Below are 12,771 nucleotides of genomic sequence, written 5' to 3' on the forward strand. Positions count from 1 at the left end.
GGGCAACCTGTTTGGCGGCACGGGCCTGCGGGTCGACCGTTTCTTCGAACCGGTGCGCTGACGGACGCTGGCCGGGTCGCCACCACGCGCCGTGCTTGACGCAACGTGCGGCGCGCGGTACGCGGCGGCCCCGGCCCATGAGACATCTTCTCGGAATCGCAGGCTGGCGGCGGGACGAGCTGGAAGCCCTGCTCGACCGCGCCCAGGCGCACCTGCCCGGCGGACCGGATGCCTCGCACGTGCTGCGGGGACGCGTCGTGGCGAACCTCTTCTTCGAGGACTCCACCCGGACGCGCTCCTCCTTCGAGGTGGCCGCGCGGAAGCTGGGCGCGGACGTCCTCAACTGGAGCCACGCGGGCTCCTCCGTGTCCAAGGGGGAGACGCTCCTGGACACCGCGCGCAACATCGAGGCCATGGGGCCTTCGGTCATCGTCATCCGCCACCGCTCCTCCGGCGCGCCGCACCTCGTCGCCCGGCACGTGAAGTGCGCGGTGGTCAACGCGGGCGACGGCGCGCACGAGCACCCGTCCCAGGCCCTGCTGGACGCCTTCACGCTGCGGCAGCGCTGGGGCCGGCTGGACGGGCGCACGGTGCTGATCGTCGGTGACGTGCTGCACAGCCGCGTGGCGCGCTCCAACCTCGTGTGCCTCAAGGCCCTGGGGGCCCGGGTCGTGCTCTGCGGGCCGCCCACCCTCCTGCCGCCAGGGCTGGAGGAGATGGGCGGAGAGGTGACGCACCAGCTGGACGCCGTGCTGCCCCAGGCGGACGCGGTGATGTGCCTGAGGCTGCAGACGGAGCGCATGTCGGAAGCCTTCCTGCCGTCCCAGCGGGAGTACTCGCGGCTGTTCGGCCTGACGCCCGCCCGCGCGGAGCGGATGAAGCCGGACGCCCCCGTGCTGCACCCGGGCCCCATCAACCGCGGCGTGGAGCTGTCGCCGGCGGTGGCGGACGGGCCCCGCAGCGTCATCCTGGAACAGGTGGCCAACGGCGTCGCGGTGCGCCGGGCCATCCTGGAGGCTTGCGCATCATGACCACGGTGCTCTTCCAGCGGGCGCGCGTCATCGACCCGCGCAATGGCGTGGACGGCGTCCGCGACGTGCTGGTGACGGACGGCCGGGTGGCGCAGGTGTCGGAAGCCGCGCTGCCCGCGCCCCAGGACGGGCGCGTGGTGGACGCCACGGGCAAGTGGCTGGTGCCGGGCTTCATCGACCTGCACGTGCACCTGCGCGAGCCGGGCGAAGAGGGCAAGGAGACGGTCCTCACCGGCTGCCGCTCGGCGGTGGCGGGCGGCTTCACCGGCGTCGTGGCCATGCCCAACACCAAGGTGGTGAACGACAGCGCGCTCGTCACGGAGCTGGTGCTGTCGCGCGCGCGGGACGCGGCCCTGTGCCACGTGTACCCGGCGGGCGCCATCACCAAGGGGCTCAAGGGCGAGGAGCTGTCGGAGGCGGGCGAGCTGATTGCCGCCGGCTGCGTGGCCCTCACCGACGACGGCCGCCCGGTGATGAACGCGGCCCTGATGCGCCGCGTGCTCCAGTACGCCACGCAGTTCGACGTGCCGGTGATGGTGCACGAGGAGGACCTCACGCTCTCCGCCGGTGGCGCCATGCACGAGGGCGCCACGTCCACGCGGCTGGGCCTGCGCGGCATTCCCGCGTCCGCCGAAGTCGCCATGGTGGCGCGCGACCTGGTGCTCCTGGAGGAGACGAAGGGGCGCCTGCACGTGGCGCACGTGTCCTGCGAGGGCAGCGTGCGGCTCATCCGCGAGGCCAAGAAGCGCGGCCTGCGCGTCACCTGCGAGGTGGCGCCGCACCACTTCACCCTGGATGACCGGGCGGTGGGGGACTACGACACCCACGCGAAGATGGCGCCGCCGCTCCGGAGTGACGTGGACGTGAAGGCGCTGCGTGACGCGCTGGTGGATGGCACGGTGGACGCCATCGCCACGGACCACGCGCCGCACGGCGTGTCCGACAAGCTGGTGGAGTTCGAGAAGGGCATCAACGGCATCGTCGGGCTGGAGACGGCCCTGGGGCTCACGATGGCGCTGGTGCACGAGGGCGTGCTCACCCCGCGCCGGGCGGTGGAGTTGCTGTCGGACGGGCCGGCGAGGGTATTCAGCCTGCCGGGCGGTCACCTGGCGCCTGGTGCCCCGGCGGACATCACGCTTTTGTCGCCTTTGGAGGAGTGGACGGTGGATGCCCACCGGTTCTATTCCCGCAGTCGCAACACGCCCTTCCACGGGCGCACGCTGAAGGGTCGCGTGACGCAGACGTGGGTGGGCGGCCGGTGTGTGTTCGAGGACGGTCAGCTCAAGGAGTCGCGGTGATGACGAAGCGGGCGGTGCTCGCACTGGCGGATGGCACCACCTTCGAGGGACGCGCCTTTGGCGCTTCCGGCGAGACGGTGGGTGAGGTGGTCTTCAACACGTCCATGTACGGCTACCAGGAGATCCTCACGGATCCCTCGTACGTGGGGCAGATCGTCACCATGACGTACCCGGAGATGGGCAACATCGGGGCGAACGCGGGCGACGAGGAGGCGGGGCTTCCACACGCGGTGGGCATGGTGGTGCGCTCGCTGACGAAGACGCCCTCCAACTGGCGCTCGCAGGAGACGCTGGACGCGTACCTCGCGCGCCACGGGCGCGTGGGCATCGAGGGCGTGGACACCCGCCGGCTGGTGCGCCACCTGCGCACGCACGGCGCCCAGACGGGCATCATCTCCACGGAGAACGTGTCCGCGGCCGCCCTGTCGGAACGCGCGCGCGCCGCCGTGAGCATGGAAGGGCTGGACCTGGCCACGGGCGTGTCCTGCAAGGAGCCCTACCTCTTCACCACGCCGACGCCGGACGTGTTCCTGGCCACGGGCGACAAGCAGCCGGAGCCGGAGCTCAAGTACGACGTCATCGCGTACGACTACGGCCTCAAGCGCTCCATGCTCCAGTACCTGGTGGACGTGGGCTGCCGCGTGACGGTGGTGCCGTCGCACTTCACGGCGGAGCAGGTGCTGGCGAAGAAGCCGCACGGCGTCTTCCTGGCCAACGGCCCGGGCGACCCGGCCGCGGTGAAGGGCGCGGACCGCACGGTGGCGGCGCTCCTGGGCAAGGTGCCGGTGTTCGGCATCTGCCTGGGGCATCAGATCATGGCCCTGGCGCTGGGCGGCCGGACGTACAAGATGAAGTTCGGCCACCGCGGCGGCAACCAGCCCGTGAAGGACCTCACGACGGGCAAGGTGGAGATCACCGCGCAGAACCACGGCTTCGCGGTGGACGACGCCAGCCTCAAGGGCAAGGCCGTCGTCACGCACATCAACCTGAATGACGGCACGGTGGAGGGCCTGGCCGTACCGGACGCACGGGCCTTCAGCGTGCAGTACCACCCCGAGGCTTCGCCCGGCCCTCACGACGCGCGCTACCTGTTCAGCCGCTTCGCGACGCTGATGGCGGGTTCGTAGGAAGAAAGCTCGCAACGGCCATGGACACCGCGCTGACCCCGTTGTCGTACCAGCCGTACCTGGACCAGCTCATCGCCTTCGGCAGCTCGGAGGCGCGCAAGCCGGACCTCCTGGAGGCGAAGGCGGAGTACTTCCGCCTCACCGGCGAAGTCTTCGAGGACGACAAGTTCTTCGAGCTGAGGATGGCGTCGTTCCTGGACTACTACCTCTACGACCGCGTCTCGCCGCTCACAGGCAAGACGCCGGCCGCGGAGCTGTACGAGGAGCGCCAGAAGTCCGCCGCCCCGGAGGAGGCCAACGCCTTCCGCAGCTTCACGGAGACGGTCCACGGCCTCTTCGAGGTGCGCAAGCTGGCCAAGGGCATGGTGCGCCTGCGCGAGCTCTTCTCCGGCAAGGACTTCGACGTGACGGAGCGCCGTCACATCGCGGGCCTGGAGACGGGCGACGTGCTGGAGGCGCGCCTCGTCCCCTTCGGCGGCCACCTGCTGTTCTCCTCGGCCTTCTGCTACCACCCGGCCATGGCGTTGAAGGCCATCAAGGCCGAGGTGAAGCGCCGCAAGAAGAAGGAGCCGGAGCGCCCCGCCAAGGACCTGGTGTGGGAGTGCGCCCGCCGGGCCCTCAACGTGGAGCGCTACCGCCAGCTCTCCGTGGAGAAGCTCTACGACTTCGAGCAGAAGGTCCTCTAGGGCCCTTCCGCTCCAGGCCTCCACCGCGAGCGGCTCAAGCGCGGTGGATGCTCATCATGTTGGTGTTGCCCGGCACGTTGAGCGGCACGCCGGCCACCAGGATGAAGGGCGCGCCCGGTTCGCAGAAGCGCAGCTCCTGGCAGAGCCGGCGCACCTGCTTGAGCATGGCCTCCGTGGAGCTGACGCGCTTCACCAGGTGGCCCGTCACGCCCCAGTACAGCGCCATCCGGTTCACCGTGTCCGCGTTGGGCGTCAGTCCGAGGATGCGCGCGCCGGGGCGGAACTCGGAGATGAGGCGCGCGGAGTGGCCACTCTCCGTGTACGCGATGATGGTCCCGATGTTCAGCTGCCGGGACGCGGCCACCGCCGCCGCGGCGACGCCGGTGCCCAGGTCCTCCGAGCGCTCGAAGGGAGAGTAGAGCAGGGGGATGAGGCTGGTGCGCTCCGTCTCCTCCACGATGCGCGCCATGGTGGCCACCGCCTCCACCGGATAGCGGCCCGCCGCTGTCTCACCGGAGAGCATCACCGCGTCCGCGCCGTCGAGGATGGCGTTGGCCACGTCCGACACCTCCGCGCGCGTGGGCCGGGCGTTGAGCACCATGCTCTCCAGCATCTCCGTCGCGACGATGACGATGCCGCCCATGCGGTTGACCTCCCGCACGACGCGCTTCTGGATGGCGGGCAGCTGCTCCAGCGGCATCTCCACGCCCAGGTCGCCGCGGGCCACCATCACCCCGTCCGACTCCGCGGCGATGGCCTCCAGGTTCTCCACCGCCTGAGGCTTCTCGATCTTGGAGATGAGCGGCGTCTTGCGCTTCGCCACCAGCGCCCGCGCCTGGCGCACGTCCTGGACGGTGCGCACGAAGGACAGCGCCACGTAGTCCACGCCCACCTCCTGGCCGAAGGCCAGGTCCACCTTGTCCTTCTCCGTCAGCGTGGGCACCGACATGGCCGTGCCGGGCAGGTTGAGCCCCTTGTGGTCCTTGAGGAGCCCGCCCACCTCCACACGGCAGGACACGTCCTGGCCGCTCACCTTCAGCACGCGCAGGCGCACCCGGCCGTCGTCCAGGAGCACCTCGTGGCCTTTCTCCACGTCCCGGGGCAGCGAGCGCACCGGCGTGGGGATGACGTTCCCCTGGCCCAGCACCGCGCGCGTCGTCACCGTCACGGTGTCGCCGGCCTTCACCATCAGCTGGCCACCCTCGAAGCGCCCCAGGCGTACCTTGGGGCCCTGCACGTCCTGGAGGATGGCCACCGGCACGCCCAGCTTCTTCGACACCGCGCGGATGCGCAGGACACGCTGGCGGTGCTCGTCGTGCGTCCCGTGGGAGAAGTTGAGCCGGGCCACGTTCATGCCCGCCTTCACCAGCCCCTCGATGACTTCCTTCGAGTCCGATGCCGGACCCAGCGTGCAGATGATCTTCGCCTTGCGCATAGGACCGCCCATCCTAGCCCTACGGGGTGGGCGGCTTGACAGGCTTGCGCCCGAAGGACTAACTCTTCGACCCACGCGCCGGGCGGGAAGTGACCGCGCGCTGGCGCACGCCATTCGTGGCTCTCTCAGACGCTTGAGACGAAGAAAGCCCGGCTACCCTGGGAGGGGGGGCCGGGCTTTCATCGTTCCAGGGCGTGGCTTCCAGGCAGCTAGAGGTCGATCTCCTGACCCTTGCCCATGGGCGCCATCAGCGGCTCGTCCTTGACGGAGTGATCCATGCCGATGTCCTCCGACGGCGGCTTCGGATGGCCGGCGCTGGGGCCCATGGGAGGCGGCGGGGGCAGGGGACCCATGTCCTCTCCGCCCTGGCCGCTGCCGCCCACGCCCAGGTCCTGTTGCTTCTGGAGGGCCTCAATCTCCGCGCGGGTGATGCCCGCCAGCGCCAGCACCTTGCGCGTCACGCGGATGCGGGCCTGGCTGTGCATGGCCATGGCGATGGAGTCGGAAGGCCGGGCGTCCAGCGCCACCTCCTTCTTGCCCTGCTGCAGGAAGACGCGCCCGGAGTAGACGTTGTCGCGCAGGTCGTCGATGCGGACCTCCGTCACCTTGCCGCCCAGCTTGGACACCACGTCGTCCAGCAGGTCCTGCGACAGCGGCTGGGGAGGCGGCCGTTCCGCGAGGCGGAAGGCGATGGAGACCGCCGCGCCCTCGTCCACGAAGAGGGGGAGCACCGTCTCGCCGTCCTTGGTGGTCAGCACGACGGCGTGCGTCTGCGCCTCCATCAAGGGCACCACGTCCTTCACTTCCAGCTCCACCAGCTCCGAGCAGGCCTTGGGGTCACTGCCCTTCTCGGTGATGCAGGGCTTCTCTTTCTTCCCTTCCGCCTTCTCGGAGGCGGCGATGGCGCCGGGGATCCCGAACGCGGGAAGGAACAACGCTCCCCCCAGCGCCAGCACCACGGCCGTGAACGGAGCGACGAAGAAATTGGCGCGGTTGGACGTTTTCACATCCCTAAGCTACGCACCTCGCCCTTCACCGGGAGGGCACCGCCCTCCCCCTGTCGCGAGCGGCCCCCGGGCCCTGGCCCACCCGGTTGGAGAGCGGCCGGGCAGGCGGGAAGAGGGGGCACGAGACGGCTAGCGGTCCTCTTCCTCGGACTCCTCGTCGTCGTAGTCCTCGTCGTCCTCGGACTCCTCGTCGTCTTCGTCCTCGTCGACGTCGTCCTCGTCGTCCTCCTCTTCGTCTTCGTCCTCGTCGTCGAGCTCGTCCTCCAGCTCCTCGGCCTCGAGCGTCATCGTCACCGCGAACTTCTTGCTCAGGATGGCGATCTGCGCGCGCATCTCCGTGAGCGCGGCGACGAAGTCATCCGTGAGGTTGGCGGGCGCCTTCGCGTCGCAGTGGGGGCAGACAATCTTCTCCGTCCCCTCGATGAGGTCCTGGGCTTCCAACTCGAAGCTGGCCTCGCACTTCTGGCAGGTGAAGTCGATGCTCATGGTCGGGCGCGGCATACAAAGCCGGTGAACATGCTGTCAACGGCTGAGACGGGGAGACGTGGAACGGGCAGTGCGCTTCCACTACGTTCCGCCGGATGGACCTGCCCAAGACGATGCTGCATGCGCTCCATGACCAGGCCGCGCGGCTGGAACACCGCCCGGCGCTCTGGTCCCGGCATGGAGGCGCCTATGTCCCCACCTCGTGGTTCGACTATGCCCAGCGCGTCAAGCGCTTCGCCCTGGGGCTGCACGCGCTGGGGTTCCGGGAAGGCGACCCGCTGGGCATCCTGAGCTTCAACCGCGAGGCCTGGCACGTCGCGGACCTGGGGGCCATGGCCCTGGGCGGCGTGCCGGTGGGGCTCTACACCACCAGCAGCGTGGAGCAGCTCGTCTACATCCTGGGCCACTGCGAGGCGCGCTTCCTCCTGGTGGAGAACGCGAAGCATCTGGCCACCGGGCTGGAGGTCCAGAAGCGCCTGCCCGCGCTCAAGCACCTCATCATCGTGGACGCGCCCACGCCCCTGCCCGAAGGCGTGCTGCGCTACGCGGACGTGCTGGCCTCCGGTGCGAAGCAGGATGAAGACCCCTACTGGGACAGCGTCCACTCGCTCCACCCGGACGCGCTGAGCACGCTCATCTACACGTCCGGCACCACCGGCCAGCCCAAGGGCGTGGCGCTCAGCCACCGGAACCTGGCCTGGACGTCGAAGCAGCTGGGCGACACCATGGGCTTCCGGGACATGGAGGACGAGCGGCTGGTGTCATACCTGCCGCTGTCGCACATCGCGGAGCAGATTGTCTCCCTGCACAGCCCGCTGCTCATGGGCACGCAGGTGTACTTCGCGGACTCGCTGGACGCGCTGGGCAAGAACCTCACGGAGGTGCGCCCCACCATCTTCTTCGCGGTGCCGCGCGTCTGGGAGAAGTTCAAGTCGAAGGCGGAGGAGGGGCTCGCCGCGCAGCCGCCCCTCAAGCGCCGGCTGGTGGAGTGGGCCCGCGCCACGGCGCTGGAGCGCAACACGCGCGTGCTGAACCAGGAGCGCGTGCCGTCCTTCATGGAGGCCAAGTTCGCGCTGGCCCAGCGGGTGGTGTTCCAGCCGTTGAAGACGCGCATCGGCCTGGAGAAGGCGAAGCTGTTCTCCACGTCCGCGGCGCCCATTGGCCGGGACGTGCTGGACTTCTTCGCCTCCATCGACGTCGTCCTCCTGGAGGTCTGGGGCATGACGGAGGTGTCCGGCCCCGCCACGGTGAGCACCGCCGAGTGCGCCCGCCTGGGCACGGTGGGCCGCCCCATGCTGGGCGTGGAGGTGCGCATCGCGGAGGACGGGGAGATCCTCGTCCGGGGCGGCAACGTGTGCCTGGGCTACCACCGCAACCCGGAGGCCACGCAGGAGCTGCTGGCGGACGGGTGGCTGCACACGGGCGACGTGGGGCAGCTGGACGCGGAGGGGTTCCTGCGCATCACCGGGCGCAAGAAGGAGATCATCGTCACCTCCGGCGGCAAGAAGACGTCCCCCGCCAATATCGAGGAGCTGATCAAGGCCGTGTCCCCCGTGGGGCACGCGCTGGTGGTGGGCGACCGGCGCAACTACCTGGTGGCGCTCCTGACGCTGGAGCCGGACCGGGTGCGGAAGCTGGCGCGGGAGAAGGGCTGGCCGGAGGACGTGGCCACGCTGGTGAACGACCCGCGGCTCCAGCAGCACCTGCACGAGGCCATCGAGCGGGACGTGAACCCGAAGCTGTCGCGCTTCGAGGGCATCAAGCGCTTCCGCGTGCTGCCGGGGGAGTTCTCCATCGACGGCGGCGAGCTCACGCCCAGCATGAAGATGCGCCGCAAGGTGGTGGAGCAGAAGTACACGGACGTCATCGAAGCGCTCTACAGCGACCCGGCCGGCGCCGCCGCCCACGGGTAGGGGCAAAGCGAAAGGGGCGGGGGACTCAGCTTCGAGTCCCGCGCCCCTTCGTGCTTCAGCGGCTGTTGGCGCCGGTGGCTACTTGGCGCTCGTGCGCTTCTCGCGGGCCACGTAGTCGCGGCGGGCGGAGCCCGTGTAGACCTGACGGGGACGGGCGATCTTCTGCTCGTTGTCCGTCACCATCTCCTCCCACTGCGCGCACCAGCCCACCGTGCGGGGGATGGCGAACAGGACGGGGAACATCTCCGCCTGGAAGCCCATCGCCTCGTAGATGAGGCCCGAGTAGAAGTCGACGTTCGGGTACAGCTTGCGCTTCACGAAGTACTCGTCCTCGAGCGCGATGCGCTCCAGTTCGAGCGCGATCTCCAGCAGCGGGTTCTTGCCCGTGACCTCGAAGACCTCGTCCGCCACGCGCTTGATGACCTTGGCGCGCGGGTCGTAGGACTTGTAGACGCGGTGGCCGAAGCCCATCAGCTTCTTCTCGCCCTCGCCGCCCTTCACCTGCTTGATGAACTCCGGGATGGCGGACTTGGTGCCAATCTCGCGGAGCATGCGGAGCACCGCCTCGTTGGCGCCACCGTGCAGCGGGCCGTAGAGCGCGCCCACGCCCGCGGCGACCGCGGAGTAGGGGTCCACCTGCGACGAGCCCACCGTGCGCACGGACGTGGTGGAGCAGTTCTGCTCGTGGTCCGCGTGCAGGATGAAGAGGACGTCGAGCGCCTTCTCCAGTGTGGGGTGCACCTTGTACGTCGTGGTGCCGATGCGCTTGATCATCGCCAGGAAGTTGGCGACGTAGGACAGGTCGTTGTCCGGGTAGACGTACGGCAGGCCCATCGAGTGCCGGTACGAGAACGCGGCGATGGTGGGCATCTTCGCGATGAGGCGCGTGATCTGGATCTCACGGCTGCGCGCGTCGCGGATGTTCTTCGCGTCCGGGTAGAAGCCGGACAGCGCCGCCACCGTGGAGCCCAGCATGGACATGGGGTGCGCGTCGTAGCGGAACCCGTCCATGTAGGACTTGATGTTCTCATGCACCAGCGTGTGGTGCGTCACGTTGTGCGTGAAGTTGTCCAGCTCCGCCTGCGTGGGCAGCTGGCCCTTGAGCAGCAGGTAGGCCACCTCCAGGAAGGTGGACTTCTCCGCGAGCTGCTCGATGGGGTAGCCGCGGTACTCGAGGATGCCCTTGTCACCGTCGATGAACGTGATGGCGCTCTTACAGTTCGCCGTGTTCAGGAACGCGGGGTCGTAACCCATCAGACCGAAGTCGTCGCTGCCGGTCTTGATCTGGCGCAGGTCGGGGGTGCGGATACAGCCGTTCTCGATCGGGATCTCGTACGTCTTCCCGGTCCGATTGTCGGTGACGGTCAGCGTGTCCTTGGGCATGGGCGGAGATTTCACAGGGCGGCGGAGGCTTTCAACAAAAAAGAACGATAAGTCCGAGAGGCGAAGTTTCCGGTCCGCCCTCCTGCTCAGGAATAGCGGACGCCGGAGCGCGCCAGCTGCCGCCAGAAGCCCGGAAAGCTCTTCTCCACGCACTCCGGCCCCGTCAGATCCAGAGGCACCCCGGACAGCACACACAGGGTGGCCGCTGACATCGCCAGGCGGTGGTCACCCCGGCTGTCCATGGCGAACCGCGAGGGCTTCACCTTCGGCGGGACGATGCGCAGGGTCTCGCCGTCCGCTCCGGCCGACAGCTCCGTGGTCCCGCCGTAGGCCGCCACCAGCGTGCGGATTCCCTCCAGCCGGTCGCTCTCCTTGACCCGCAGGATGCCCACGTCCGACAGCGTCGTGGGCCGGGGCAGCACGCACGCGAGCGCCGCCAGCGTGGGCAGCAGGTCCGGGCACTCCTTGCCGGAAGCGCGCAGCTCGCCCGTGGCGTCACCCTCGAAGCGCCACGTATTGGGCGCTCCGGCGGGGATCATCCTCAGGCCCACTTCAGCGGCCAGCCGGAGGATCGCCTGGTCCGGGTGGGCGCTCTGGGGCTCCGCGCGCTCCACCGTTCCACCCGTGCGCCAGGCGATCAGCACCAGGTAGCCCAAGGACGACCAATCGCCCGGCAGTGATGGGACGGATTCAGGCGCCTGATAGGCGGTGACGGAATAGTGACCTTCGGACTGTTCCACGGTGAAGCCGAAGCGGCGCAGCCACGCCACCGTGAGGTCCATGTAGCCGGCGCTGGTGAGCGTGCCTTCGATCTCCACGCTCCACGCGCGCTGCTCCCGCAGGAACCGCTCCGCGCAGCCCAGCAGCAGGCTGGAGGCGTACTGGCTGCTCTGCGCGCCCGGCACGCGGAACACCGGCGCCAGCTTCGCCGTGTCCTGGGGCGCGTGCAGCTCCACCGGCCACGGGGTGCCTTCGGTGAGCGTCAGGCCCGCGGGGCCCAGGGCCTGCTTCAGCGACGTGAAGAGCGGGCCGTGCGGGCGCTCGCCCAGGCGGGGCGTGCCGGTGAAGCGCACGCGCGCGCCGGGCGTCACCGCGGCCTGCGTCACCAGGATGCGAAAGGGGGCGCCCCCGTCCGCGCAGTCCACGTCACGCACGGGGCCGGGGGGAAGGCGCAGGGCCTCCACGCCCTGGCGCAGCACGCGGACGTCGGCGGGAAGGTCCTCGTCCGACTCCGCCTGCACCGACGGCAGTGGCCAGGCGCCGGTGAGGTGTCCCAACACCAGGGCTCGCTGGGCGTCCGACTTCGACACGGGCGGGGTGAGCGGTGAGGCGCTCAAGGCGCTCGGGTCGACGGTGAGACGGCTCGGCGAGGCGTGGCTCAAGGGCGGGCTCCACGGGTCCAGGCGGGCCACAGGGCCCGCCACGTCTTCGGCATCACATCCACGACTTCGGCGGTGCCCACGGCGGTGAGCAGCACCATGCGCAGCTCGCCCTTGGCGCCGGCCTTCTTGTCGGCGTCCAGGAGCGCGGCCACGTCCTTCAACGACGCGCGGTGGGCCAGCTCCGCGGCGCGGTCGCGGCCCAGCACGCCCGGGCCTCGCGCCAGCGCGCGCTCCACTTCATGCGCCACCGGCTCTGGCGTGATGCCCAGGTGCCGGCCCACGTCCAGGGCCCAGAGGATGCCCAGCCCCACCGCGTCGCCGTGCGACAGCTTGAAGCGAGACAGGCTCTCCAGCACGTGGCCGAAGGTGTGGCCGAAGTTGAGCACGCGGCGCAGGCCCTGGTGCTCGTAGGGATCCTTCGCGCAGACGCCTTCCTTCAGGCCGCGCGCGTCCTTGACCAGCTTCTCCAGCGACGGCGGCGTGCGCACGTAGCGCTTGAAGAGGGGCGCATCCAGCGACGCGACCATCTTCCACGCCTCGATGGAGCCCTCGCGCACCTGTGCGTCGGACAGCGTGGCGTACAGCTCCGGGCACAGCCACGTCTCATCCGCGTAGTGGAAGACGCCGGCGGGGTTCTTCACCACGCGGCCGCGCACCACGAGGTCCACCGCGCCCTTGCCGCCCAGGCTGCTGTCCACCGCCGCGAGCAGCGTCGTGGGCACCTGCACCAGCCGCACGCCGCGCTTGAGCAGGTGCGCGGCCACGGTGGCCACGTCGCCCACGGTGCCACCGCCCACGGCGACGAGCGTTCCGGAGCGCGGCAGCGTGATGCCGCCCGCGAGCACCTTCTGCAGCGAGATGAGGCTCTTGGCGCGCTCACCACCAACGAGCTGGATGATGGCGCGCGGCTTGCGGGCCTCGATGGCGGGGAGGAGCGTGGGGTGGAAGCGCGCGACGGTGCGATCCACCACGGCGACGCTGCCTTCGGGCAGGCGGGAGACGAGCTTCGTGAAGGAACCCCAG

The 12,771-nt window shown here is 69.8% G+C and carries 11 protein-coding genes; 5 read left to right on the plus strand and 6 right to left on the minus strand.

The features are described 5' to 3' along the window. The first annotated feature begins 137 nt into the window (after positions 1-137). Genes D7W79_RS28045 through D7W79_RS28060 form a run of 4 tightly spaced genes read left to right on the plus strand, consistent with a single transcriptional unit; the run spans position 138 to position 4,142 of the window. Entirely contained in the window at positions 138-1,031 is an 894-nt protein-coding gene (locus D7W79_RS28045; RefSeq protein ID WP_120528462.1) for an aspartate carbamoyltransferase catalytic subunit, read from the plus strand. Then, on the plus strand, positions 1,028-2,329 hold the full coding sequence (locus D7W79_RS28050; RefSeq protein WP_208729855.1) for a dihydroorotase: 1,302 nt from the start codon (positions 1,028-1,030) through the stop codon (positions 2,327-2,329). Before D7W79_RS28045 ends, D7W79_RS28050 begins: the two co-directional genes overlap by 4 nt. Then, positions 2,329-3,456 carry a glutamine-hydrolyzing carbamoyl-phosphate synthase small subunit gene (carA, locus tag D7W79_RS28055; protein ID WP_120528463.1) on the plus strand — a complete coding sequence of 376 codons (1,128 nt, stop codon included), beginning with the start codon at positions 2,329-2,331 and terminating at the stop codon, positions 3,454-3,456. The genes D7W79_RS28050 and carA overlap by 1 nt, the downstream gene beginning before the upstream one ends. Positions 3,457-3,476: 20 nt before the next feature. After that, the gene (locus D7W79_RS28060; RefSeq protein WP_120528464.1) at positions 3,477-4,142 is read left to right on the plus strand and encodes a DUF7986 domain-containing protein; all 666 of its coding nucleotides are present in this window, start codon (positions 3,477-3,479) and stop codon (positions 4,140-4,142) included. Between the two features lie 34 nt (positions 4,143-4,176). Here D7W79_RS28060 and pyk read toward each other — a convergent pair whose 3' ends face one another. The 3 genes from pyk to D7W79_RS44310 form a co-directional block, all read right to left on the minus strand. Continuing rightward, positions 4,177-5,577 carry a pyruvate kinase gene (pyk, locus tag D7W79_RS28065; RefSeq protein ID WP_120528465.1) on the minus strand — a complete coding sequence of 467 codons (1,401 nt, stop codon included), beginning with the start codon at positions 5,575-5,577 and terminating at the stop codon, positions 4,177-4,179. Positions 5,578-5,786: 209 nt separating this feature from the next. Then, positions 5,787-6,584 carry a bifunctional nuclease family protein gene (locus D7W79_RS28070; protein ID WP_120528466.1) on the minus strand — a complete coding sequence of 266 codons (798 nt, stop codon included), beginning with the start codon at positions 6,582-6,584 and terminating at the stop codon, positions 5,787-5,789. Between the two features lie 129 nt (positions 6,585-6,713). Continuing rightward, positions 6,714-7,070, minus strand: a complete 357-nt coding sequence (locus D7W79_RS44310; RefSeq protein WP_167497748.1) for a hypothetical protein — start codon at positions 7,068-7,070, stop codon at positions 6,714-6,716. Positions 7,071-7,165: 95 nt separating this feature from the next. Between D7W79_RS44310 and D7W79_RS28075 the strand changes: the two genes are divergently transcribed. Further along, positions 7,166-8,983, plus strand: a complete 1,818-nt coding sequence (locus D7W79_RS28075) for an AMP-dependent synthetase/ligase (protein ID WP_208729857.1) — start codon at positions 7,166-7,168, stop codon at positions 8,981-8,983. A 78-nt stretch (positions 8,984-9,061) separates the two neighbouring features. Here D7W79_RS28075 and D7W79_RS28080 read toward each other — a convergent pair whose 3' ends face one another. The 3 genes from D7W79_RS28080 to D7W79_RS28090 form a co-directional block, all read right to left on the minus strand. After that, the gene (locus tag D7W79_RS28080; RefSeq protein WP_120528467.1) at positions 9,062-10,366 is read right to left on the minus strand and encodes a citrate synthase; all 1,305 of its coding nucleotides are present in this window, start codon (positions 10,364-10,366) and stop codon (positions 9,062-9,064) included. 86 nt (positions 10,367-10,452) lie between these two features. Next, on the minus strand, positions 10,453-11,748 hold the full coding sequence (locus D7W79_RS28085; RefSeq protein WP_120528471.1) for a 3-phosphoshikimate 1-carboxyvinyltransferase: 1,296 nt from the start codon (positions 11,746-11,748) through the stop codon (positions 10,453-10,455). After that, the coding region (locus D7W79_RS28090) for a 3-dehydroquinate synthase (protein WP_244222004.1) at positions 11,745-12,771 on the minus strand (1,027 nt) is incomplete at its 5' end. The genes D7W79_RS28090 and D7W79_RS28085, both read right to left, overlap by 4 nt.

The sequence above is a fragment of the Corallococcus exercitus genome (assembly GCF_003611585.1).
Classification (GTDB): Bacteria; Myxococcota; Myxococcia; order Myxococcales; family Myxococcaceae; genus Corallococcus; species Corallococcus exercitus.